Source organism: Streptomyces sp. NPDC058001, from assembly GCF_042886315.1.
Taxonomy (GTDB): domain Bacteria; phylum Actinomycetota; class Actinomycetes; order Streptomycetales; family Streptomycetaceae; genus Streptomyces.
Genome location: NZ_JBHVQT010000019.1, coordinates 40,138 through 62,974, shown reverse-complemented (window position 1 = coordinate 62,974; position 22,837 = coordinate 40,138). Strand labels below are relative to the sequence as shown.

The window sequence follows — 22,837 nt, the reverse complement described above, 5'->3', positions numbered from 1 at the left end:
AAGAGAGTGAGGTAATGTTGAAGCTGGCAGTACATCTCGGCGGAATGCTGCTTCCCCGTGATTCCGAAGAAGTGGTCGGGGTGATCAATGACATCTTCACCGAATTTCCCCCTGCCCTACGTCACGGGGATTACGGGCACGCCGAATTCCACTTCGTTTCCGTGACGGATGGCCGACTCTACAGTTCAATCGACAGCAGTCTGGTACTCGTTGCAGATTTCGCCAAAGGATTCGGAGTGCTCACCTGGGCCTGCGGGCCCGAGGTAGCAGATCGACTTTCCATTTCCAGGCAAAAGGAAGTCGGGGCCAGCGCCTGGGTTTCGCTTGCTACCGACAAAATTTACCGCGAGGGAGTCTTCTTGCTGGACTCTCACGATTCCTCGGCTGTCGCAGACCCGAGTACCGTATTGCCGATCGACCAAATAAGAGAAGCCGTCGAAGAGTACTGCCTCACCGAAACGGGCTTTCGTCCAGAAGCGATCCGTTGGGCGCAAAGCACCCACACGGGGCAGCTCCTTTAACGGGTAGAGCATAGGACCTCGACGGTCCTGCAGTGGCCAGCTATGAAATACCTTGAAGGTCCGTCGGCATAGTCGGCGGACCTTCAAGTGTGCTGGAGATAAGAAATTGATTCGCATGTGGAGTAGAATATGCCATCTGTCGCCCCGACTGAGAAATGCAGCATCGCATTCCCACGTAGAGGCAAAGCATGCAGCCTGGATGAAGGATAATGGCATCGCGCATGCGACGGTGGTCATCAACAAAAATTCCGGCGTATGCGCCAAAAAATTGAACTGCGAAAATGCCGTGGAGGCCATCCTCCCCGCGGGTCCTCGGGGAGGATCAGAGCAACTGCCATCTTGCAGTTCTGAGCTTTATTACACACGTCCTCATTGTTATTGATGACAACGGTAGCTTCTTTGATTTTATTCTCATCCATCCATACGGCATACTTGGTTTCCACGTGGGATGATGCACTAGTATGTCAGCCACTCCCTATGAGGGATCAATGTTTCAATGCATTCTTGGCCTTGCATGGCCCACTGAGGCGACAGAAACAAAGGACGGCTGCGGGCGTAGTCCCCATTCTGCTGGCAGCGCAGGACCACCCCCAAGCTGAGGAGATAAGGCTCCCCCCGTTGTCCGGTCCGTAGACCATCGACGTACTCGGGCAAATCCAGACCCTCAAGGTTTGACGCGGTCTCCTCAATCCAGGGATCGAGTTCCGACGGCAGCCGGCCAACCAGAGGGACGCCATTATGGTGGACCTGTGGGCCCCTGCAGGCGTCAATAGCGGCCGCAGTCAGTGTTTGTGTCCCCTGGTCGTAGTAGGTATCAATACCAACCCTGTTGAACGGGTACCATTGCGCGTACATTCTGGTGTCCCAGGCTGTGATCGGCTCTTCCAGAGCAGCGGATACTTCCTCCCTGCTCTGACCGAACCGCAGGGGTCCCACGGAGTCCAATGGAGTCCATGCCCAGTGAGGACGCTCCGCGTCCGGGACGAACTTATCTGCCCACCAGCCCAACGATCCCACCCCTGATCCAAACGTGCGTGTGAGAGTCACTTTTGCATGGTCGGCGGCGATGGGAGTACCCGCGCGTCCATCGGACAGTTCACCGGTCCAGTGATCGGTGTCATCCACTTCTCCGCGGACTGGGGGCCCACCTTCACCCATATGTGCGGTACCAGTGTCCCCTGGGAAACCGTCGGCGACGTGGACGGTTTCCCCTGGGCGAACCTGTGCACCAGTCTCATCCGCGGGCTGCACCCAGCCTTCGAACAACTGGTCGCATGTGAGGAAGAAGCCGATTGGCACTGCGGCTGATGCCGCCTTGGGCCTAGCGGGTCGCTTCCGGACTCGGTCCGTTCGAGATGTCAGTAAGAGGATCCCCCCAACGAACAAGCGCGATCTTGGGGCTGAGCGATCGGCGACCTGCGGTGACGGCGTCCCATTTAGGGTGTCCGGTGATCTGTACGGTGAGCGGGGGCTATCCATACGCTTGGGTCTGTGAACGAGTCCATCGGGTACGCCAGGTGTTCGCTCGACGAACAAGACCTCACCGCCAGCGCGGCATCCTGCTCGGCCTCGGCGTCGCCGAGGCCCGCATCTATCTCGACCGCTCGGTCCCCGACGCCCGCAACGTCGGCGACTCACTCACCGCTCGCGGAGTCAAGCTGTCCCTTGGTGGCATGCTCTACGACCCGGCCGATCCGATAGGCAAGACGTTCTTCAACATCCTCGCCACCTTCGCCGAGTTCGAGGTCGACCTGCTGCGGATGCGGAGGCGCGAGGGAATGGCCGTGGCGAAGGCCCAAGGGAAGCTGCGCGGCAAGCAGCCCAAACTGACGGCCTCGTCAAAGAGCACCGCAGTGGTGAGCACACCATCGCCGACCTCGCCGAACTCTTCTCTGTCAGCCGGGCGACGGTCTATCGCGTCCTTGAACGCTCCGCTCACACTGACCATGTACGTCCTTCGCCAGGACGCAGGTCAAAGATCTGCACCGCTCGTCGCGTTCCATGGAGAGTCCCGTGAGAAGCCCGTACGGCTCCGCCTTCAACCTGTTCGCCACCACTTTCGGGTCATGCTCGGAATGCCTCAACAGTCATCCGCTGTGGCCGGAGCGGAAGCACCACGTGGACTGGGATGCCTCGGCAATCGAGCATGACCCCGACGCGATCCGCAGCGCCCTTGAGGTCTTGGCCGCAGCTGCGGATGGATCACCTGCATGCAATGAACCGTTCGTGCGCACTCTGGTTACCTTGAGGGGCCTCGGAGTTTCCGGACAGGCACCCAATAGGGTTGTCCTGAACAAGGAAACGAGGAAGAAGTGGCGCCACCCAGTAAGTACTCGCCGGAGTTCCGCGAGGAAGCCGTCCAGATCGCTCTGAGGTCAAGCAAGACGATCTCCGAAGTCGCCCGGGAGCTTGAGCTGAACTCGGAGACGCTACGCGGCTGGGTGAAGAAGTACCAGAAGCAGCAGGAACCAGCCCCCGATGCGGAACTAACGGTGAACGAGCGGGCGCGCCTAAGGGAACTCGAACGACGCAACCGCGAGCTGGAGATGGAAAATTCTTTCCTGAAAAAAGCCGCAGCGTACGTGTGTCCTGAACAGAGAGGACTGCCGGTGTAGGTCGGTAGTAACTCGATGATGCTGCACAGATGATGAGGGTTTTGGCCCCTCGGAGTCGCCCACGGGGAGGGAGGCTCCAAACCGCCTCCTGCTGCGTTGGCTGAAGACCGTCGTGGTGAGCGTCGGAGGAAAAGGCGCCCTTGAAAGGGCGTCAGGTAGGGATCGGGAAGGCGAGCGTAAGCGAACCACTGCTGATGCGTCGAAATGCTTGGACGACATCGAAACCGGGGCTTGTATGCTCCCTGGGATAAGTCTGGCGGGTGTCCGCTTCCTGGCCAGGCGGTGTCCGGCGTGAAGGTGGCGCGAGCCCGGTCTGCGGGATCTGTGCGGAACAGGAGAAGGCGCGCGTCCATGACGGACGTGTGCCGGCGGACCGGTTCGTAGTAGCGGGGAAGCCTCTGTAATGGAGGTGGAGCGAAGGGGCCGGGTCGTTCGTGGCTTGTTCATTCGATCAACCGGAAGTTCTCCGGGAGGAATTGGCGTGGATGAGTTGAAAGCAACGGTCAAGCCGTTCGGAATTCCGAAGCTGCTGGTGATGGAGGCTTGGGAGAAGGTCAGGGCGAACAAAGGCGCCCCGGGTGTGGACTCGGTGGCCATCGAGGAGTTCGAAGAGGATCTACGGGGAAACTTGTATAAGATCTGGAATCGGATGTCCTCGGGCTGCTATTTCCCGCCGCCGGTGCGCATGGTGGAGATTCCGAAGCCGCAGGGCGGCATCAGGGTTCTCGGAGTGCCGACCGTGGCCGACCGTGTCGCGCAGACGGTGGTGGCGATGGTGCTGGAGAAGAGGGTCGAGCCGATCTTCCATCCGGATTCCTATGGTTACCGCCCGGGGCGCGGAGCGATTGACGCCGTGGGCATGTGCCGGGAGCGGTGCTGGAAGTACGACTGGGTGGTCGATCTGGACATCAAGGCGTTCTTCGACTCGGTGCCGTGGGACTTGATGCTCAAAGCGGTTAGCTCGATATGTGATCTCTCCTGGGTCCTGCTGTATGTCCGGCGGTGGCTTGCTGCCCCGCTACAACATGCGGATGGGACGCTGGTCGAGCGTTCCAGGGGTACCCCGCAGGGCTCAGCGGTATCTCCCGTTCTGGCGAACCTGTTCATGCACTACGCGTTCGATATATGGCTGCACCGGGAGTTCCCGGACGTCCGTTTCGAACGGTATGCCGATGACGCGGTCATCCACTGCCGCAGTCTCGCCGAGGCGAGAGCGGTACTGACCGCGCTGGAAGCGCGCATGGACTCGGTCGGACTTCAACTGCACCCCGACAAGACGCAGGTTGTTTACTGTCGGGACGCGAACCGCAAGAGCTCGTTCGAGCACACGCGGTTCACGTTCCTTGGCTACGACTTTCGTGAGCGCACCGTGGACGGGCCACACGGGCTGTTTCGGAGTTTCTCTCCGGCGGTCTCGGAAAAGGCCCTGAAACGGATGGGTGAGGTGGTGCGTTCCTGGCGCCTGCACCGGTGGGTGCAGGGCGAGGCCCGGGACCTCGCGGACTGGATCAATCCAGTCGTGCGGGGATGGATGCAGTACTACGGGGCCTTCAACAGGTCGGCCCTCTATCCCCTCCTGAAACGGATCAACGCCTACGTGGTCCGGTGGTTGCGTGGGAAATACCGAAGGCTGCGGCGAAGCTGGGCAGCGACCTTCCGCGCGTGGCGGTCCGGGGTTGACAGATATCCCCGGCTCTTCGCGCACTGGGTCTGGATAACCGAGCCCGCCCGGGTCTGGTGACCAGGACGACAAGAGCCGTATGACCGGAGACGGTCACGTACGGATCTGTGGGAGCCCGGGGGCGAAATTCCCCCGGGCTACCCGACTTCGCGAAGGATCCCCGGTAGCAAGCAAGTACGAGTTCATCGACGAGATGAGGCTCGACACCGAGGAGTACGCATACAGCGTCGATTTCATGTGCGGTCGGCTCGGCGTATCCAGATCCGGCTACTACGAATGGCGCTCCCGCCCGGAATCCGCGACAGCCCAGCGGCGCGAAGAACTGAAATTGCTTGTCGACAAGGTCTTTGACATGTCCGACAGCACTTATGGGCACCGGCGCATCCAGGCCCAGCTGCACCGCTGGGGTGTCGCCGCCGGCGTGGAGCTGGTCCGCAGACTCATGCGCGAACTGGGCCTGGTGCCCTGCCAGCCACGACCGAAGAGGTTCAACCTCACTCAAGCTGCGGCCAGCCAGGTGCCGGACCTCGTCGGCCGCGACTTCACAGCAGATGCACCCGGCGAAAAACTCGTCGGCGACATTACCTATATCGCGACCGGGGAAGGCTGGCTGTACCTCGCGACGGTCATCGACTGCTGCACGAAAGAAGTGATCGGCTACGCGATGGACGACCACTATCAAACTCCGCTGATATCCAGGGCGATCCGCAACGCGGCACGGAACAGGAACCTCTCGGTCGGTGCGATATTTCACTCCGACCGCGGCAGCAACTACATGTCAGCCCAGTTCGGGAAGACGCTCGATCGGTTCGGGCTCCGAAGATCTTCCGGCCGCACCGGGATCTGTTTCGACAACGCCATGGCCGAATCATTCTTCGGCGCCCTGAAGAACGAGCGCGTATCAAGGGTTACTTACCTGACCCGCGAGGCCGCCCGGCAGGACATCACTCGCTACATCGAATTCTGGTACAATCGCAAACTCCTCCACTCGGCGGTGGGTTACCGCCCTCCGCACGAAGTCCACGCCGAGTACGAGAAGTTGCGAATCGCCGCGTGAAATAGACGGTCAGAAGCCTGTCCGGAAAACGCGAGGCCCCTCACCTCGACCTATGAGGCTATGGCCCAGATGCGCATGGGGGGATGGGCGCAGCGTCAGTATCGCAAGCGGCGCCAGAGCGGGCAGGACTCGATGCTCGTTCAGGAGACAGTGTTGTATGTCTTCCTCTCGATGACGTTGATGTGGTCTTCGATCTACGCTGCGACGTCCGGGCAGGGCGTGGACAAAGTGCTTGAGTCGGTCACAGATCATGCAAATGCTGCCGCGACGTCCCTACCTGAAGAGCAGCGACAGGCAGCTGAATCTCTGCTGGTGGCTGCGGTACAACAGGCGCCAGAGCAAGGCGAAGAACTCGAAGGACCGTTCTCGGCGTTGCAGCTCAGCTGTCGAATGCTTGAGAAGCTGTCCCTGCGCCTCCGGGGCAACAGGATCGACAATCAGGTCGGCATCCTGCTCGCCGCGGGAAACTACGCCCTCTGCGCTGGGGTGTTGGTGGCCAGATTGGACACCGAGTAGAGGACTTCGGATATTTTCGCCGCGATGGCCGAGGTCGAGCGGGAGTTCATCCACGAACGGACCCTCGTCGGCTTGGACACCGCCGTGGCGAACGGCAAGCACGGCGGCCGCCCGCCGGCCGTCGACGGCGACATGCTCACCGTCACCCTGAGGCGCCGCGACACGCAGGAGTCGGTCACCGCCATCCGCGCGCACCTCGGCATCGGCCGGTCCACCCTCTACCGGACCCTCGCCGCATACGAGAAGCCAGCGCCACCACGTCCGAAGCACGTCGGCCAATGAGCAATGAGCCCATGAGCGACCAAGCCGCCAGCATCTGCCCCGCCTGTGAGGACAAGTCGTGGGCGTGGACCGGGCGGCAGCCTGGCTACGACCACATCCACCGGGTGACACCTCTCCCGGACGACGCCAGGGACATCGACACCCACCTCATGATGCGCGGCTTCGCCGTAGGGTTCGCGCGGGCAGGCGGCGGGCTGCCGCAGACCTGGGTCTTCTTCGAGCACCTGGAAGCCCGCGCTCGTCTTCGGCCGGGCCGGACGGATGTCCATCCACGACATCTCTGGTTACGGCGTCTACCAGGCAGCCCACGAGACCCGCTTCGGCTTCGAAACGGAAGAACAGGTCACCACGCTCTACGTCAGTGGCCGTGCACTGGAACGTGAAGCCGGGGAGGACAAGCGCTTCGCCCAGTGGGTGCGCGGCGTCCAGCTCGACTCCGCGTACTACGAGCCTCCAGCGTCATGCCGCTGACCGCACGCCGTCCCGATCGCGGGGTGCTCGCGCGACTTGCAGTCGACTGGGCAGGGCGCGGCCCTTGCACAACAAGGCCGCCTTATTGCACGGGCGTTTGCGCCACATACCGTCGAGTAGCCACGCCACGGAGCCCTGAAAGTCACACCCGGGCCCCGCCGGGCCGGTTGCCTTCCAGACCGGCCGGCCCATGCTCGGCATAACGGGCCTTCCAGCGGTCCAGCGCCGGCAGCGACACCCCGAGCAGCCCGGCAATGTCCTTGCGCCGACGCCCCTCGCCCGACCACCGAACGATCCAGCCGCGTGGCCATGTCCGCGGGCACATCCCGACTTTGGCCAACTCCCGTAACCCGGCGGCCTGTTCCGCAGAGAGCTCCATACCAACAGAGCGATCCGAGCGGGATCAAGTAATGCTGACGGAATCACGAGACACCAGGGGGAGGTCAGGGCGTGGGATCCCGGGTCGGGAGAATGGCCGGAGCAAGGGTAGTTGCTGCCGACGCGGTAAGGCCGACGGCAAACAGGATGCCGGCCTGTGTCAGGGCCGACAGGGAAGAGGGCTCGTGCAAAGGCCACGCCCAGACACTTGGCGTGCCGTATCTGATACCGAAGGCAGCGCACAGAATCGGAAACAGCGACACAACCGCAGAGGCGACCCGGGCACCCGCGAGAACTTGGAGGAGAAGAGCGATGCCAAGGTAGCCAAGGAAGTTGCGTGCCATGCCGATGCCCAGTGCCTGGTCCGTGGCTACGGCTTCGACCAGGCCGACGAGAAGGGCCGCTACCGCACACAGGGTCGTGAAAGCGGCGTCCCAGATCCTTACGGCGCGCACGGCCGTGCTGTCGAGTCCTGTGTCTGCTCGGGACTGGCCCTGCAGGAGGATGCAGACGGGCACGAGAGGGAGCAGGAACGGAAGAGGCAGCGGGAAGGAGATACCGCCGACCACCACGGGGACGGGGACCGTGATCGAGTCGGCGGCAGCTCCGAGCGCCATGCACAGGACCAGGCCCGCGCAGACCGCTGGAACCAGCCGGATACGCAGCCACCAACCCATCGGTGTGTCTCTCTTCTTACTCAGTCCGGGCGCGGTTCTGTACACCTGGATTCTGGACGCGGCTATCTGCGGGGCTCTCGTCAGGTGTAGTGGGACGGGTCGAGGTCCGGCTCCTTGTCGCATCGGGTGAGCGTCTGCGCGTTGCGCTGGAACCAGGCGAGCTGAGCCTCCTGCGGAAGGCGGCGTACCTGCTCGGCGATGCGCACCTCGTCGGGGGCGAAGCTGGCTGACACGACGCCGGGGTCGGCTCCTGCCGTGAGTGAAAGCCAGATGCTGATCGGCCCCAAGGCGAAGCCGCCGGGCCACGACCCCTTCTCTGCGCACCTGGGGATGTCGTTGGGGACCGCGCTGGAGGCGACAAGTGACAGCACCTGGTTTCGGGTCGGTGCAGCTGACTTGACGGACACGTCCCGGCCGGTTCGGACACCTGCCGCCGACAGACGATCCACCGCCTGGGTTGCCCAGGCGGTGATGTCGACGGCTGCGGCGCGCTGCTCGGGCCACAGACATACACGGGGTGCTGTGCCGGTGCAACTGCGCAGCGCGGCAGGGCGTGGTTCGGCCGCGCGGTAGCCGAGCGGGTGGACGGCCAAGGCGCTTACGGTGACGGCGGCGGCCAGCACGGCGGGAGCCAGGTGGCGGTACGGCCGGCGCTGTGCAGCCCAGAGCCAGGAGGCGGCGATCATGCCTGCTGCGACCAGCGCGGGCGCCAGGATGCTGCGGGGGGCAGCCACTTGGTCGAGTGCACAGCACTCGGTGAGGTTTCTCCCGTTGAGCTGGCGGACCCAGAAGGCTGACATCGCCGCCGGGTACGCCATCCACACCCAACTGCCGAGCATCGCCACCGGGACTGCCAGCATGCGGGGAAGGCTGAGGCCGAGGGCGTAGCCGCCGACCGCGTGCGCCGTTGCGACCAGGATCGTCAGACCGAGGATTCCGACGGAGGGCCGCCCCGGGTAGCCCGCGGCCTGGGGCGCGATGAGGGCGAAGGCCAGGGCGACGGCCACTATGCCCAGTGCGAGGGTCGGGGCGAGCGCGGACAGCGCAACCCTCGACTGGGAACGGACCGGCGTCCCTCGCAGCACCTCCGACTGGCGTACCCGCAGCCCCTCCCAGGCCCCGCACGCAGCGAGCGCCGGCGCGATCCAGACGAGCTGGAAGGTGGTCTGGGCGGTGACCGACTCCCAGTATCCGTCGGTGACCAGTTCACTGACGTTGCCGCTGTATGCCAGCAGCCAGAGCAGCAGAAGTACGCCGATTCGCGGGGCGATCGAGACCCGCAGAACAATCCGCCAGGGCATGCTCACGCCTCCACCGTCACCAGGCCGGCATAGGCGGCCTCGGCGCGCCGCTCCGGCGCTGTCTGCCGCGGGGCCAGGTCCAGGAAGGAGGCGATCGGCCCCTGATAGCGGACTTGCCCTTGGTCGAGCAGGACGACAGCGTCGTAGATGTCGGCGAGATCCTCCGTCTGGTGGGTGGAGACCACGAAGCTCGCGGCCGGCCTCAGCTCTGCGATGAGATCGCGGAAGACACCCCGCTGCACGGGGTCGAGACCGGCTGTCGGCTCGTCCATCAGGACAACTTCCGCCGAGTGCACCAGGGTTTGGGCGATGCCGAGCCGACGCAGCTGGCCACCCGACAGCTGCGCACTGTTTCGGTCAGCCACCTTTGCAAGCCCGACCCGCCTGATGGCTTCCTGCGAGCGGTCCCAAGCCTCGCGGCGTGACAGTCCCTTCAACCAGCCTGCGTACGCAGCCTGTTCCCGTACACGCAGGCCAGGAACGGGCTTTACCTGCTGGGGCAGCCATCCCACCTTCCTGCGGTAAGACCTCAGGTGCCTCGGCTTGCGCGTATCGAGATCGCCAAGAGTAATACGCCCTGTAGCCGGCCGGAGTGCGGAAGCGATGAGACCCATCAGGGTGGACTTTCCGGCCCCGTTCGGCCCCAGCAGTACAGAACATCCAGAATCCAGACGCAGGCTGAAATCATTCAGGACGCTGATTCCGCGGCGGTACCTGAAGGAGCACTCCGTGATACTGATGGGCATTATATCGATCAACTTCCTTGGCATTTCAGCAAGAAGACTTCAGCGGTGCGCGTCAAGGATAGACGGTGGCGGAACCAGAGGCGGCGACAAGAGGGGGCGTGCGGGCCAGCAGAGAGAAGGATGCAGTACCGCCTGCGAGAGACGCCTTGGAACGGCGGCCCACGCTCATCCGGGGGCCGCCGTCCGATACCAGGTCAGTAGCGGGTGATGACATCCGATACGTCAAGACTGTGGGTACTCAGGTAGGTGAAGTAGTAACGGCCACTGGTCTTGACTTCACCCCACGAGACGGTGTTGCAGGTGTTGTTCTTCGTTCCGTAGCTCACGTCGGGAAGCAAGTCCTGCACTCTCGCGAGATCCAGCGCGACAACGCTGCCGCCATGGAAATTACAGCCCGAGAACTGAACAGTCGTGCTCGCCGAGTCGTTGTGGGAATCCTGCCACCGGCGCGACTCCTCACCCCCGCTCCAGCCGGATATGTAGCTGCTCCAGCTCCCTTCAGCCGATGCTGGAGTCGCCATGGCGATGGTGGCACCCAGTGTCAGGGCCCCGACCAAAGCTGCCAGGTTTTTGCGCTTAAAGAAGTTGTCTCACGTGGCGAGTTTCGCGAGCTTCTTGTAGCAGGTCAGGGCGGCGGCCATGGCCAGGTCTCGGCTCTGCCAGTCGTTGCGGACCATGTACGGGATCTTGAGACCACGAGCGGCCCATGGCAGGCTCATGCCGCATGATCGATGATTTCGCGAAAGACAACCTGCACGGGAGACTGCGGCGGGACCGCAAGGCGCTGCTCTGGAAACTCGACGGCTTGTCCGAATACGACGCCCGCCGACCTTTGACGGCGACCGGGACCAACCTCCTCGGCCTGGTCAAACACGTGGCCAACATCGAGGCCAGGTACTTCGGCGAGGTCTTCGACCGCCCTTCCCCGGAACCGCTGCCCCGGTGGCAGGACCACAACGGCAGCGATCTGTGGGCGACCGACGACGAGACCCGCGATCAGATCATCGGGTTCTACCGGCACACGTGGGAACACTCGGACGCGACGATCAACGAGCTTCCCCTCGACGCCCCCGGCCACGTGCCGTGGTGGCCGGAGCCCTATCCCAACACGAACCTGTTCGCCGTCATGGTCCACGTCCTCGGCGAGTCCAACCGGCATGCCGGGCACGCCGATATCCTGCGCGAGAGCCTCGACGGCCGGACCGGGATGCGCCCCGAACACGAGAAGCAGATCGACGAGGAAGCCCGTGCAGCCTACTGCGCGAAGATCGAGCAGGCCGCCAGGTCGGCCGCACCAATCAAGGCTTAGAGGTTGTCTCACGTGACGTGATGTTCGTGCGGCACGATGCCGGTCGTGGGTGCTGATCTATCGAAGCGTCTGGTTCCTGATGAGCTCCGGGAGCTGGCCACCCCGTTGCTGCCGTCATTCGCTGCTCGTCCGCAAGGTGGTGGGACCGCTCCGTGTGACGAGCGGGCCGTGTTCACGGCAGTGGTGTACGCGCTGACCAGCGGCTGTGCCTGGCGGCATCTGCCGCCGACATTCGGCACGTCGCCCGCCACCACGCATCGCCGCTTCACGGTATGGACCAAGGCCGGCCCGTGGCGTCGGCTGCACCGAGCGGTGCTGGACGAACTCGGGGCCCGGGGCGAGGTGGACTGGACCTCGGCGATCGTCGACGCGGCCTCCGTTCGCGCCAAAAGGGGGGATCGCTGATCGGGCCGAACCCGGTCGATCGCGGCAAGAAGGGCAGCAAGCTGCACGTACTGTCCGATGCCCAGGGCATCCCGCTCGCCGTCGCCGTGTCCGGCGCGAACATGCACGACAGCCTCGCCCTCAAGCCGCTCATCCGCGGCATACCCGCCGTCCGGTCCCGCCGGGGACCACGGCGACGCCGACCCGTCAAACTCCGCGCGGACAAGGCGTACTTCTCCGCCGAACACCTGGCCTGGCTGCGCGAGCGCGGGCCCGTCGCGCGCATCGCGCGGCCCGGCATCGAGTCCGGCGAACGCCTCGGTCGGCACCGCTGGAAGATCGAACGGTCGATCGCCTGGCTCTTCGGCTACCGCCGCCTCACCGTCCGATACGAACGAAAGGGCTCACACTTCCTCGCCTTCCTCGGCCTGGCCGCCGCCCTGACCTGCTACAAGAAGCTCGCGAAACTCGCCACGTGAGACACCCTCTGAATGGACCAGTCACACCGTACGGACCGAGGGCCGTCAGCCTTTACGACTCCACGAGTTCAACCTCGGTAATTCCTCATGGCGACTCGAAAGAGACGGACTGCACCCATAATCAGCAGGCGAGTTCAGGGTCACCGCCGCCGGGCGCGAGTGAAGTTATCGAGCCATCAGACTGGCCGTCGGTGCGGCAATCAAAGGTCAAGATTCCGTGCATGAGAAGCAGCGGGAAAATGTCATTTCCACGCCCCGCGAACTGGTGCAGTAGTTGATATCCATGGCACAGGACGACCTCGTTCCCCGCGTACGACTCCAGATTTATGACGGCGACTTCAAGAATCCCGACCTCGCGAGTAAGCAGAGGGAAAATGCCGCAATGTCGACTTAAGGCCAATCCGGCCCTGGAATAAAGTGACGGTATTAGAGTTACGCCACTGGCGCTCCTGATCGTTTCTTGGTCGGCATCACTCAATCTCGCCAATTGGGCATGAGCATGCTCAAGCACTCTGACGAGAGTGACTAGTTCGAGGGCGCTGATCGGGATTGCGTCCTCTCGCGTCGGCGAGACAGATGGATCTTCGGATTGATTTCGGCGGTGCCGTCGCATGAGTACATTCTCTGAAACGTAGGTCGTCCCGATCTCTCCTGACCCTGCCGGTCCACTGTGAGCCCACATGCCGGGCATCGGCGGAGCCGGAGTAGCGCCATCGACTGCAGGCAGTCGACTGGATCACCGGGTTCTACCTTTAATGATTGTGACTTGAGGGGAAATGGGCCCGGGAATTTATTAACTGGGGCCCATTTTCGGTTATGCTCGTGACCGCTTTCTGGCCCTACGCGTGATGTCGAGAATGTAGGTCAGACTTCCGAACGCGAACACTATGGAGAATATGATGTGTCCAGCCGTTGCCAGCCATATGGCCATGCCGCACAGGGCTATCGCCATGATGGCTTCTCCTGCCACCTGATACGCCGCGAGTTTGACTTTCACTTACTCTCCTTCGGTTTCGCTGTCCACCTCAGCATTTAACGGCATACGCGTTCCATACGCCCAACCAGGTAGCAGTCCTAGTGGCTCCGGCGAACACCTTCGTGCATTTTCCCCGCAACGTCGCGTACCACGAGACCCTGGCTATGTACCAGGCGACAAATCTGAGGAGAGCGATGACGTGTTTGAACGGCACTGCCTTGAGAGGGCCGTAGTCCTTGATGAGTGACAACAGACCCGATGCACTTGAGGAGCTCCCCGCCATCCACAGCGTCTCCCTTTTGTTGAACTTTATGGAGGCGTAGTAGAACGGTGACCACAGATCGGTGCAGCCGACGGGTTCTGCTCCGCAGTAGTCGTAGGCGTTGGCGTTTCCGCCCGCAACGGGGTCGGTGGAGAGGAAGCGTCCGGTGCTGGTGTCGTAGAGACGTATGCCCATAAGGAGGGCGCCGGTCGGAGCCTTCGCCGACGTTGACGGACGGGTCGATAGTGACCGGGAACTGGGTCGCCGTGTCGGCCAGGAACGCGGCGTCCGGGGTCAGGGCGATCGTGATGGCGTCGCCGTCCTGGGCGACCGTCACCTTCACCTTCGCGGTATGGGTGTGCTCGCCCGAGTTCTTGTCCGTGCGTGAGTCCCACATCACGGGTGAGGGCAGGACCCCCGCGGTCTTGCCCTTGCCATCGGTGAAGGTGACCGATCCGTCGGCATGCGCCTTCGCCGTCAGCCCCTTGGCTGTCAGGCTGTAGGTCACCTGGCCGTTGGCGTCGACGGCGGAACGCTCCTTGAGTTCAAGGAACTGCTCACAGCCAGTGCGCGTGGACTCAATCAGCAGATCGGTCTCCGGCAGAGCGTCCTTGTACCGGGCGACCGTGTCCTCGGTCCCCTCGATACTCGGCTCGGCCAGCGCGCCGTACCAACCCAGCTCGATCCGGCGGCCCGCACGGTCCTTCACCGTCACCAGTGGAACGGCAGCCGCTGCGCTCTTCGTGCCGGCGGCCTTCAGGCCCTTGGGAGCGGCATGTTTGCCCGCCAGAGTCAGCCCGTTGGGATGTCCCTTGGCCCTGATCGAACCGTCATCGGCCTGCTCCAGCGAAGGATCGACACTGTGCCACTCGCCGTCGTCACCCCTGAACCGGATCGGGCCGGCGTACGCCTGCGCGGTGACCGTGCCATCAGGGTTGAGGTAGGTCGTCGACGTCTCCGTGCTTACGTCCGTGGCCTCGATCCGGCGCTTCTGGATTTTCGCCTTCAGCCGGGCGGCTGCTATCGAATCCGCCGTGGCGGGGCCCAAGTCCTTGGGCCTGCTACTTGAAGCCTGGGTGTCACGTGACAGCGCGACCGCACCGCCCGTTGCATCGATGACCAAGGCAGCCTCGATGACCATCAGCAGCGTGAGCGTCGCAGCAGGCGACGCGTGGATGATTGCGCCAGAAACGGCTGCTCACTGCCTGCGGGTCTGTGCCGCGTGGATCTTCGAAAAAGAAATGACACGTGTTTCCTCGCTGTTCTGTTGCGACTCCGCAACAGCCAGTGATCTTCCCGCGTAGACCCCAACATTACATGGGCTTCGCCGTCACGGGGATATAACGATCCCACCGTCATGACGCAGCCAATTTCAGCAGTATGCCCGAATTTAGGTTATTCGCGAGCCTTGGAGGATTTCAACGTGCCCGCTTTGTAACTCTTGTCGGACTTTCGACGCTAGTGAAATGTTTGCTTATCCTTTAATGAAGCTCTTGGTTGGCGTTGCGTTGCGGAGATTCTGCCATGAAATATATTGGCTGAATATCTACTTGCTGCTCGCCCGCCATGAAGGTCGAGTAAGATACTCGGTTCGTCCGTTATGGAACGACATCAGCAGCATCTGGCCCGACAGCGCCGGGCGCCACGGCTGACCTCCACCGGGACGGTTGTCCCCAGCCACCGTCACCCGCAGCAAGCCGTTGAACTGCCACATCCCCAGCCCTGTGAATCGTGATGCGCCTTTCCTGGTTCTTTCGCAGACACGTCGGCACGGGCACTACGTCGCGTCACCGATGCGAGACCATAGACAAACCCGACGGGTTTCGACGTGTTCAAGCGCCGCTCTTACGATCTGCTATAGAGAGCGTTTCATCTGTACCTGGCTGAGCAATTCGCACTTCCGTCGCGGTCAAACAAATGCCGTCTTTTCATGAGGTACCGAATCAGCAAGACCCAGGCAAATCCCAGAAAGAAGGATGAGGTTTCCAGGAACGCTGGGCTACGAATACCATCTTCAATCCACAAGGCTATATAGAACCCAATGGGAATCAACCCGAGAAGGAAGAACGTGATCGAGCTGCGTACCAGAACAGGCATTCTATTCATCGGAGGTTACTCCCGTTATCTATCGCATCGTGCGGGATTATCCAGGTCTTCATCGCCCGGCCGAACGGTGCATTGCGAGCTACGCGTCGGCCGGGGCCGGGTTCGGGCGGCGATGTCTCCCGCAAGGCCGGTTTGGGCGCTCCTGGTTCCGTCTGGGGGCCTCGATCTTCCCGCCTCGTCTCCGGGAAGGGAAGATCGTCCCCATCGCCGGGGCCTCAAAGCGGGTCTCCGCGGCAGAGCAGACCTGCCGTCCGCAGTCGAGGAGGCCGAGCTGCTGCGGGAGACCTGGGGCAGCAACTTCACCGTTCTCGACACCAGTTTCGCCGCCAGGAGAGAGTACTTGCGAGACTCGCCGACCGATGGGATCTGATCCACTTCGCAGGCCATGGCACATTCGACAGACAGGATTCCTGGAACTCAGCGCTCCACCTCACGGCGGACCCGCAGATCGACAGCCAACGCGTGACGGCCTCCGATCTGCTGGAGGTACGGCTGCCGCAGTCAACCGTGGTCGTACTCTCCGCATGTTCCTCCGCACCGACAGGGGGCGGTCCGCTCAGCGACGCCGCAGGGCTGGTGGGCGCGCTCCTGCGGATCGGCGCACGGGGCATCGCCGCGTCACGCCGGCCCGTGTACGACCGGACGGTGCTCGCCTTCATGAAGCTGTTCCACTCAGCTGTCCGTCAGGGAACGCCGGCACAGACCGCGGCGCGCGAGCCCAGAACGGGCTGCGGTCTGAACGAGGTGTGGAGGACTGGGCCGCCTTCAGCTACATCGGCGCGCCATGACAGGGGGAAGCATGCAGTGACCGATCGCAGAGAAGTCGAACTGGTCATCTACACATCCGACGACGACGGCTTGATGCGGTCGTCGACAGGCTCAAAGCCCTGGACGCCGAACGACTTGACCGGGGCCGTGTTGCGGACCCCGTGAGTATGGTCCTCGTCGCAGGCGCGGTCCTCACCTTGGTGAACAGCCTTCTCGAACTGAAGCAGCACAGCGCGCCAGCGGCCGGGGGAAGCCATTCGGCGGGGTCCTGGTCGGCTTTTGACCGGTTGGACCGGGCGGTGACAGCGACCAGGCTGGACGCTTGGCCGAGGTCGTTGGCGTAGGCATCGCGACGGGCCGCGGTCCAGGCGGAGGCGCCGACTGGCGGGGAGCGTCATTCCAACTGTGCTGTATTCGAAACCGCCGGTGGTGTCGGCAACGTGTCAGGGGCAAGCGCTATGGTGCGTGGCCGTGGACGCTACTGATCTTGACTACCGGGCCCGGACACGGTCCGGCTGCATCCCGCGTGTCGGCCGTGGGGGGAGAGGTTCGTGATCGCCGTCTCCAACTCGGCCGGATCTCCGCCGGGCAGGGTGAAGCGCGCGCGCTGCGCGTTGCCCAGGGCTCCGCGTATCGCGGCGTTCTGCTCCGCGTTCCGGGACGCTGTGAGTGCCTCGGTCAGCACCTGGACGGCCTCATCCAGGTCGTCCGCCCGGCCGGTGTGCTGCCCTCTGAGCACAAACGCTAGGCCAAGGTTGAGCGCCGCGGTCGGCACCGGCATACTCGCCCGCCGCGTGGACGCCCGGATCCTGCTGGGCACCGGCTCCGCGTTCACGGTCCTCGGGTGCGGCATCGGCACGCAACTCCACCACAGCGTCGCGCAGATCACCGAGATGGGCCTGGGCGCGGGCATGGTCCTCGCCGTCATACCCATCATGGTCATCGAGGTGGTCACCCCCGAGGAACAGGCCCTGGCCAACGGTGCGCAGACCCTCGCGCAGGGCGTCGCCCAGATCGCCGTCTCCCAACTGGCGTTCGTCGTCATGGCCCAGAACGGGAAGATCCTGCACGGCACCCAGTTCTACCTGGACGCCGGCTTCACGAACGGGCTCTGGCTGGTCGTCGGATGTCGCGCCGTCGGCGCGGTGCTCGTCTTCCTGATCCCGAAGAGCAAGCGCCTCGACGAGGTCGCGGTGGGTCAGGCGGTCTGACCCACCGCGGGGGTGAGGGGGCGTCCGACGGGCCGCCCCCTCACCCCCGTGACCAACGGCCTGCCCCGTAGGTGACGAGTGCCGCGCTCCAGGGAACGGTCAATAGAGCGGGTACGTCACACTTCGCTGAGTGTCTGGGGGTGTGCCGTCGGTGTAGACGAGGTGCACCCGGGTGTAGCGCTGCTGCTCGGGGTGCTTGTTCCAGCGCTCGGGGCGATCCAGCTTCACGTTGACGGGGTAGGAGCGGAACTTGCCCAGGGCGCAGGAGGGCTGACAGTCGTTCACCTCGTTTACCCCCCGCCCGACTGCGGACGCCGGGCCCCATTGGGTCCATCGCAGCGAGGTCAGACGGTTGTTCGCGTTTCCGCAGGCCAGGATGGTCTGCGGACGTACTTGTGGCTGTGAGGAGCAGTCGACTACCAGGACGTGGGTGGGCGGCTGCCACACTGCGGAGGCAGAGGCTGACCCAACAGTTCCGACAGTTACGAGCAGTGCGGTGGCGCCGAACCACGACTGTCGTCCTGAGGTTTTTGCGCATGGTTGCTCCCCGGTCGCCGGATCTTCGGACCCGGTGGGCTCTCACGTGTACGTTGAGCCCGCCTCGCACCGACAACAGCGTTCCGGAAGACAGATACCGACGGCATAGCCCGCTTTGCCGCGATACTCCTGGGTTGATGCTACGGCCCCGTCCGGCGATGCACCGTCGCAGGGGCCGCTGCCATGCACAGCGCGACAGCATTGACGGGACCCGCGACCGGCACCCCACGGCAGGCCAGTCGGCAGCGTCGGGCCCTGCGGCCCATGCAGGACCTTCCGACCGGGCCGCGTTTCGATGACGGCGAGTCGGCGGTCGCTGTGGTCCGCAGATGGTGTACAGGACTACACCACGCATTCGGGAGCTCAATCCCTCGTCGCGGCAAGCGTGGCACGCGATCGTGGATGACAGATCGCACCTGAAGTTCCACACCCACTGGAACCCACCCGACACCCGCGCAGGACCAGCAAGGAGATAAGATCATGTCCCAGAAGATTGCGCGCCGAGTTTCCCTCGCAGTTACCACCGCGGCCATCGCAGCGGCCGGACTCTTCGCCGCCGGGGGCTTCGCCTCAGCAGCGACGGTCGAACACAGCACGGCCTCCGCACCCGTCTCCCGCTCCGTTCAGTCTGCGGACCGTCACCACCAGGACCGCACCTTCCAGAACGTGAACTGGGACAGCTGCAACACCGACCGAGGCCCCTGGGCCCGCGACCTTCACGAGCACCGCACATGGACTCGGGAGCACAACCACCTCAACCACCAGGCACGCGAGGACGACGCCCGCAACCGTTGGGTCCAGGACCAGATCTCCTGGATGTCTGGGGGATGCTGACAGGCATCCGTCGAAGGGCCTGAGCCTTCGCTGAAAGTCGGAGTTCGGGCACGAGATGGTCTCTGAGGGGGCGGTCAAGAGGGCGCCCCGCCCGGCAAGGACAGGAGCATGTTCCAGGCCACCGCCGAGCTATGTGGGCCACGTTGGTGAGCCCCGGCGGGTCGAGCGCGTTGCCGCCCCTTCGCGGTCAGTGCGGTGTGAGCGCGGCGAAGGCTTCGTCGAGCAGGGCGACGAGGTCGAGCCGACCGTCGGAGGCGGTCCAGTGGTCGACGGCGACGTTGAGGCAGTCCAGCGCCGCGGCGGCCCGTACCCACTGGGCGAGCGTCGGGGCCTCGGCGGAGCCGGTACCCCCCCAGCCTTCGGCCGGGGGGACCCCCATCCCGCTTCGCCCGGCGAGGGCGTGTGCCAGGAGGGGGCGCCAGCCGTGCTGCTTCTCCAACTGCCGTGCGCACAGGGCGGGGGTATCACGGACGAGGCGGGTCAGCGCCAGGGCGTCGGTCGGGTCCTGGCGGTACGTCTCGATGGCGGTGTCCAGCGCGCGTCTCAGGGCCGTCCAGTCGTCCTCGCCGGCCGGGCGGGCACGCAGGGCGGCGGTGACGCGGTCGCCCTTGGCGTCGAAGGCGCTGAGGACGACATCCTCCTTGGTGCCGAAGTAGCGCAGGAAGGTGCTGCGGGACACCCCGGCGGCTGCGGCCAGGTCGTCGAGAGTGACCCTGTCGAAGCCCTCGTGGCGGAACAGCTCGAAGGCCACCTGGGCCAGTTCGGCCCGTACGGCGGCTCGCGCGATGCCCCTCGTGTTCGTACGTGCTGCTCCACTCACCCCGCGATCCTACCGCCCGATCGACCCTGACTTGCAAGAGTGGATCTCAATAGCTAGTCTGACACTCAGTTTCAGATCGGATATTGGGATTCAGCTTCGCTCGCCAAGGCTAGGGGCATGACACCGGGGGCCACCCGGACCCTCGGACTCATCGGCAGCGGCATGATCGGCGGTGCACTGGCCCGCCTGGCCGTCGCCGCCGGCCTGGACGTCGTCCTGAGCAACTCCCGCGGCCCCGAGACCCTCGCCGACCTTGTCGCCGAACTCGGTCCCCGCGCCCGCGCGGCCGCTCCTGAAGAGGCCGCGCGGGCGGGCGACCTGGTGGTGGCCACCATCCCGCTGAACGCCTACGGCCGGCTCCCCGCCGCGGCCCTGGCGGGCAGGACCGTCATCGACACGATGAACTATGCGAGCTGGTGCGGCGGCACCTGGCCGACTCCCGGGTGGTGAAGGCGTTCAACAACATCGACTTCCGCCGCCTGTCGACCAGCGCCCGCCCCGCCGGCGCCCCCGACCGCAGCGCCCTTCCCCTCGCCGGTGACGACCCGACCGCCAAGGCGGACGTCACCCGGCTGCTGGACGTGCTCGGCTACGACGCGGTCGACATCGGCACCCTCACCGATAGCTGGCGCGGCGAGCCGGGCACCCCGGTGTACGTCCTGCCGTACATGGCGCGGCGGCCCGAGGGAATGGGCGAGGAGGAGGCGCGGCGCTGGTTCTTCGAGGCCCCCGGCGTTCCGGTCCCCGCCGCCCGGGTCAGGGAACTGACCGACACGGCCGTCCGGGGTCCCGCGGGCGGCTCTCGCACGGCCATCTCCAACGGCTGAGCCGACGAAGAAGGACCCATGACCGTCGTCGTGCACGGATCGTCCCTCGACATCCCCACCCCCGAAGGCGCGCGGGTTCCAAGAATCCTGGAACCCAGGGGGCGGGAACCCGCACGGGAGTCCGTGACTCCTAAGGGCCTTGCGTACGGGTTGGGGGGGTGAATCATGCGTCACCGGGGGCACTGAACATGGTGCGGGCGCGTTCCAGGGAACGCAGTGCCGCATCTATGTCGCTCGCCTCCTCCCGTCGGCGGTGACGGGCCTCGTGCCGTCCTCGCCCTCGGCGAAGTCGGACGTGCTCATGGCGCCGTCCACGTCCCGTGGGTACCGCGGGGCAGCGGCTTGGCGCGCTGGCACGGCGGTTTGCCGTCCCAGGCGACCTCACCCACCACGAAGCCGTCGTCGCCACCCAGCGCCTCGTGCACTCGCTCCAGCAGTGCCTCGGTGGTGTCGCACACCGTCTCGTCCCGGTGGTCGTACAGGGAGACGTCCGGCTCGCCCTCCACGTAGTAGACGAGGATGAGTGTGCCGTCGTCCTCGGTGGCGACCGTCGTCTCGCACGTCGCCCCGGTCGGCCGCGTGAAGTGCAGCCGGAAACTGCCACCCTGGTCCTCACCGCCCTCGAAGGCGAACCCCTCCCCGGTTATGGCGTCCCGGAGCGCCTCCACCAGGTCCAGGCGCCGCTGGTAGGCCAACTCCAACTCGTCCAGCCGACGTTCGGCATCGGGCAGCCGGCCTTCCAGGACGGCGACCGCTTCGATCGCCCCGGTCGCCGAGCGCGCGGTCAGTGCCTCGGTGGCGGCGCGCAGGACGTCCTTGGTCTCGTCGGCGAGGCCCGGGTCGCCGAGATCGGCGGCGGTGGCCACCACGTCCTCGGCCGCCGGGCGTACGACGTCAAGCCGTTCGGCAGCCTCGGCGAGAGCCGACTCCAGGACCGCCTGCTCGGCCTCGGCGATCAGCTCCCGCACCTCTTCGAGACCGCGCGCGTCGGCGCGGGACTGCTCCGCCCCCGCCTGGTCTAGGCGGGCACCGCGCTCGGCCGACCTACGGGCCGCCAACTCGGCTTCCCTGCGGGCGACTTCGGCACGGGCGCGCTCCCGGCGGGCGTCCGCCTCCCGGGCCAGCCGGGCCCGCTCGGCGCCCCGCCGGAGCTCCCGAGCACGGCGCTCCTCGGCCCGCTGTCTGCGCTCGGCCGCCTCCCGCTGCGCGTACCGCGCGCCAACGCGGACGTTGCCACGCCACCGCATGAAGGGACTCTCCGGGGGGTCGACTTGAAGGGTCTCTGTGTCGGGGGCGTCAACGATGGCAGTGGGGGGAAGGGGGTCTCGCCTCTCGTCGGCTACCGCAGCTGGTTCTGATGGAGGTTTCGGCAACTCATCCCGCTCTGGCCCAGAAGCAGAGCCCAACGGCCGAAGGGGGACGTCGAGGAGGGAAGCAATGTAGCGGCGCCACAACGGATGCCCCCGCCAAGCCCGTGGCACGGGCGCTCGCTCGCCACGCTTGACACTGCCAGCTTCGGTCAGGGAGTTCCAATAGCGACCAGCGACACCTCCCTTCATGCGCTGTCTTCCTCCCCGTGTGACCCATCAGTTGGGAGTTGCTCCGTTCCGCGGATCTGGTTTCCGATTGAAGTATCCCCCGTGACAACCGCCCGCAGAGCGCGAGCAGTCGCCAACTGACGTGGGAGCGCGGGTGCTGCAGCTCCAACGGCGACGGCGGCCGCAGCTCCTGTGACCTGGCTGTGGAAGACCCAACCGGCGAGACCGCCCAGGAAGATCCGGGTCGCCGCCACCAAGGAGTCGGCTACTGGATCCATGTACTCCGTTAGGGCAGGCGTCCGGCGCCTACGACGAGCGCGCCGTACGCGACGCCGGGCCTCTTGCCAGTCCACCAGGCATCCGAAGATCACAACGATCTCGACAAGACCGCCGCCCACGGCACCATATGCAACGGCAAGTTGCCATCCCACGTCCCCCGCTCCGTCCTGTCGAACCGGCGCACCTAGTGTTCCAGGAGCCATTACCCCGCGTGCAGCGAACACGCAACTCACATCCGGGAGGTCCGCCGGCGGAAGAAAAA

At 64.7% G+C, this 22,837-nt stretch carries 26 protein-coding genes and 4 pseudogenes; 17 read left to right on the top strand and 13 right to left on the bottom strand.

The window, feature by feature from the left end:
* Positions 1-14 precede the first annotated feature (14 nt).
* Both ACFVT5_RS37900 and ACFVT5_RS37895 read left to right on the top strand, forming a co-directional pair.
* Positions 15-521 carry an Imm1 family immunity protein gene (locus tag ACFVT5_RS37900; RefSeq protein ID WP_389897827.1) on the top strand — a complete coding sequence of 169 codons (507 nt, stop codon included), beginning with the start codon at positions 15-17 and terminating at the stop codon, positions 519-521.
* Positions 522-636: 115 nt separating this feature from the next.
* Positions 637-903 (top strand): DddA-like double-stranded DNA deaminase toxin, encoded by a 267-nt coding sequence (locus ACFVT5_RS37895; RefSeq protein ID WP_389898034.1) that lies wholly within the window; start codon positions 637-639, stop codon positions 901-903.
* On the opposite strand, the pseudogene ACFVT5_RS37890 reads toward ACFVT5_RS37895, so the two are convergent.
* Positions 845-964 (bottom strand): annotated as a pseudogene (locus tag ACFVT5_RS37890) (DddA-like double-stranded DNA deaminase toxin); the annotation flags it as partial. The gene ACFVT5_RS37895 and the pseudogene ACFVT5_RS37890 sit on opposite strands and share 59 nt — an antisense overlap.
* A gap of 912 nt (positions 965-1,876) precedes the next feature.
* Between ACFVT5_RS37890 and ACFVT5_RS37885 the strand changes: the two are divergent.
* From ACFVT5_RS37885 to ACFVT5_RS37850, 8 genes and pseudogenes are all read left to right on the top strand, one after another.
* A pseudogene (locus tag ACFVT5_RS37885) lies at positions 1,877-2,266 on the top strand (hypothetical protein); the annotation flags it as partial.
* A 122-nt stretch (positions 2,267-2,388) separates the two neighbouring features.
* The gene (locus ACFVT5_RS37880; protein ID WP_389898032.1) at positions 2,389-2,538 is read left to right on the top strand and encodes a helix-turn-helix domain-containing protein; all 150 of its coding nucleotides are present in this window, start codon (positions 2,389-2,391) and stop codon (positions 2,536-2,538) included.
* Positions 2,539-2,833: 295 nt separating this feature from the next.
* On the top strand, positions 2,834-3,136 hold the full coding sequence (locus ACFVT5_RS37875; protein ID WP_389897825.1) for a transposase: 303 nt from the start codon (positions 2,834-2,836) through the stop codon (positions 3,134-3,136).
* 481 nt (positions 3,137-3,617) lie between these two features.
* On the top strand, positions 3,618-4,877 hold the full coding sequence (ltrA, locus tag ACFVT5_RS37870; RefSeq protein WP_389897822.1) for a group II intron reverse transcriptase/maturase: 1,260 nt from the start codon (positions 3,618-3,620) through the stop codon (positions 4,875-4,877).
* 19 nt (positions 4,878-4,896) lie between these two features.
* On the top strand, positions 4,897-5,874 hold the full coding sequence (locus ACFVT5_RS37865; RefSeq protein ID WP_389897820.1) for an IS3 family transposase: 978 nt from the start codon (positions 4,897-4,899) through the stop codon (positions 5,872-5,874).
* 60 nt (positions 5,875-5,934) lie between these two features.
* On the top strand, positions 5,935-6,390 hold the full coding sequence (locus ACFVT5_RS37860) for a hypothetical protein (RefSeq protein WP_389897818.1): 456 nt from the start codon (positions 5,935-5,937) through the stop codon (positions 6,388-6,390).
* 24 nt (positions 6,391-6,414) lie between these two features.
* The gene (locus ACFVT5_RS37855; protein WP_389897816.1) at positions 6,415-6,672 is read left to right on the top strand and encodes a helix-turn-helix domain-containing protein; all 258 of its coding nucleotides are present in this window, start codon (positions 6,415-6,417) and stop codon (positions 6,670-6,672) included.
* Between the two features lie 261 nt (positions 6,673-6,933).
* Positions 6,934-7,143, top strand: coding sequence for a hypothetical protein (locus tag ACFVT5_RS37850; protein ID WP_389897813.1), 210 nt, complete (start codon positions 6,934-6,936; stop codon positions 7,141-7,143).
* A gap of 142 nt (positions 7,144-7,285) precedes the next feature.
* Here ACFVT5_RS37850 and ACFVT5_RS37845 read toward each other — a convergent pair whose 3' ends face one another.
* The 6 genes from ACFVT5_RS37845 to ACFVT5_RS37820 form a co-directional block, all read right to left on the bottom strand.
* Positions 7,286-7,522 (bottom strand): helix-turn-helix domain-containing protein, encoded by a 237-nt coding sequence (locus ACFVT5_RS37845; RefSeq protein ID WP_389897810.1) that lies wholly within the window; start codon positions 7,520-7,522, stop codon positions 7,286-7,288.
* A 64-nt stretch (positions 7,523-7,586) separates the two neighbouring features.
* On the bottom strand, positions 7,587-8,198 hold the full coding sequence (locus ACFVT5_RS37840; RefSeq protein WP_389897807.1) for a hypothetical protein: 612 nt from the start codon (positions 8,196-8,198) through the stop codon (positions 7,587-7,589).
* A gap of 80 nt (positions 8,199-8,278) precedes the next feature.
* The gene (locus tag ACFVT5_RS37835; RefSeq protein WP_389897804.1) at positions 8,279-9,505 is read right to left on the bottom strand and encodes a hypothetical protein; all 1,227 of its coding nucleotides are present in this window, start codon (positions 9,503-9,505) and stop codon (positions 8,279-8,281) included.
* Entirely contained in the window at positions 9,502-10,245 is a 744-nt protein-coding gene (locus tag ACFVT5_RS37830) for an ATP-binding cassette domain-containing protein (RefSeq protein WP_389897801.1), read from the bottom strand. The genes ACFVT5_RS37835 and ACFVT5_RS37830 overlap by 4 nt, the downstream gene beginning before the upstream one ends.
* A gap of 194 nt (positions 10,246-10,439) precedes the next feature.
* On the bottom strand, positions 10,440-10,802 hold the full coding sequence (locus ACFVT5_RS37825; protein ID WP_389897798.1) for a hypothetical protein: 363 nt from the start codon (positions 10,800-10,802) through the stop codon (positions 10,440-10,442).
* 33 nt (positions 10,803-10,835) lie between these two features.
* Entirely contained in the window at positions 10,836-10,964 is a 129-nt protein-coding gene (locus tag ACFVT5_RS37820) for a hypothetical protein (protein ID WP_389897796.1), read from the bottom strand.
* Between the two features lie 5 nt (positions 10,965-10,969).
* Between ACFVT5_RS37820 and ACFVT5_RS37815 the strand changes: the two genes are divergently transcribed.
* Positions 10,970-11,554, top strand: a complete 585-nt coding sequence (locus ACFVT5_RS37815; protein ID WP_389897794.1) for a DinB family protein — start codon at positions 10,970-10,972, stop codon at positions 11,552-11,554.
* Positions 11,555-11,599: 45 nt separating this feature from the next.
* Positions 11,600-12,417, top strand: a protein-coding gene (locus ACFVT5_RS37810) for an IS5 family transposase (RefSeq protein ID WP_389897791.1) whose coding sequence is annotated in 2 segments (ribosomal slippage) — positions 11,600-11,942 and positions 11,942-12,417 — 819 coding nt in all. Because the reading frame shifts where the segments join, the coding sequence is not laid out codon by codon here.
* A gap of 1,025 nt (positions 12,418-13,442) precedes the next feature.
* On the opposite strand, the gene ACFVT5_RS37805 is transcribed toward ACFVT5_RS37810, so the two are convergent.
* A complete protein-coding gene (locus ACFVT5_RS37805; RefSeq protein ID WP_389897789.1) occupies positions 13,443-13,850 on the bottom strand; it encodes an RHS repeat-associated core domain-containing protein in 408 nt (135 codons plus the stop codon).
* 776 nt (positions 13,851-14,626) lie between these two features.
* On the opposite strand from ACFVT5_RS37805, the gene ACFVT5_RS37800 reads away from it, so the two are divergent.
* Complete coding sequence (locus ACFVT5_RS37800) at positions 14,627-14,959, top strand: hypothetical protein (protein WP_389897787.1); 333 nt, start codon at positions 14,627-14,629, stop codon at positions 14,957-14,959.
* Positions 14,960-15,833: 874 nt separating this feature from the next.
* On the top strand, positions 15,834-16,694 hold the full coding sequence (locus ACFVT5_RS37795) for a CHAT domain-containing protein (protein ID WP_389897785.1): 861 nt from the start codon (positions 15,834-15,836) through the stop codon (positions 16,692-16,694).
* On the opposite strand, the pseudogene ACFVT5_RS37790 reads toward ACFVT5_RS37795, so the two are convergent.
* Positions 16,594-16,908, bottom strand: a pseudogene (locus tag ACFVT5_RS37790) (hypothetical protein); the annotation flags it as partial. The gene ACFVT5_RS37795 and the pseudogene ACFVT5_RS37790 sit on opposite strands and share 101 nt — an antisense overlap.
* Before the next feature lie 99 nt (positions 16,909-17,007).
* The gene (locus ACFVT5_RS37785) at positions 17,008-17,268 is read right to left on the bottom strand and encodes a hypothetical protein (protein ID WP_389897782.1); all 261 of its coding nucleotides are present in this window, start codon (positions 17,266-17,268) and stop codon (positions 17,008-17,010) included.
* Between the two features lie 16 nt (positions 17,269-17,284).
* Between ACFVT5_RS37785 and ACFVT5_RS37780 the strand changes: the two genes are divergently transcribed.
* Complete coding sequence (locus tag ACFVT5_RS37780) at positions 17,285-17,740, top strand: hypothetical protein (protein WP_389897779.1); 456 nt, start codon at positions 17,285-17,287, stop codon at positions 17,738-17,740.
* A 99-nt stretch (positions 17,741-17,839) separates the two neighbouring features.
* On the opposite strand, the gene ACFVT5_RS37775 is transcribed toward ACFVT5_RS37780, so the two are convergent.
* Positions 17,840-18,025 carry a hypothetical protein gene (locus tag ACFVT5_RS37775; RefSeq protein ID WP_389897777.1) on the bottom strand — a complete coding sequence of 62 codons (186 nt, stop codon included), beginning with the start codon at positions 18,023-18,025 and terminating at the stop codon, positions 17,840-17,842.
* Between the two features lie 732 nt (positions 18,026-18,757).
* On the opposite strand from ACFVT5_RS37775, the gene ACFVT5_RS37770 reads away from it, so the two are divergent.
* Complete coding sequence (locus tag ACFVT5_RS37770) at positions 18,758-19,111, top strand: hypothetical protein (RefSeq protein ID WP_389897775.1); 354 nt, start codon at positions 18,758-18,760, stop codon at positions 19,109-19,111.
* 187 nt (positions 19,112-19,298) lie between these two features.
* Here ACFVT5_RS37770 and ACFVT5_RS37765 read toward each other — a convergent pair whose 3' ends face one another.
* Positions 19,299-19,931, bottom strand: a complete 633-nt coding sequence (locus ACFVT5_RS37765; protein ID WP_389897772.1) for a TetR family transcriptional regulator — start codon at positions 19,929-19,931, stop codon at positions 19,299-19,301.
* Positions 19,932-20,048: 117 nt separating this feature from the next.
* Between ACFVT5_RS37765 and ACFVT5_RS37760 the strand changes: the two are divergent.
* Positions 20,049-20,758, top strand: a pseudogene (locus ACFVT5_RS37760) (NADPH-dependent F420 reductase).
* A gap of 299 nt (positions 20,759-21,057) precedes the next feature.
* Here ACFVT5_RS37760 and ACFVT5_RS37755 read toward each other — a convergent pair.
* Positions 21,058-22,005: a hypothetical protein gene (locus ACFVT5_RS37755; protein WP_389897769.1), complete on the bottom strand. Its 948-nt coding sequence runs from the start codon at positions 22,003-22,005 to the stop codon at positions 21,058-21,060.
* Positions 22,006-22,837: the final 832 nt, after the last annotated feature.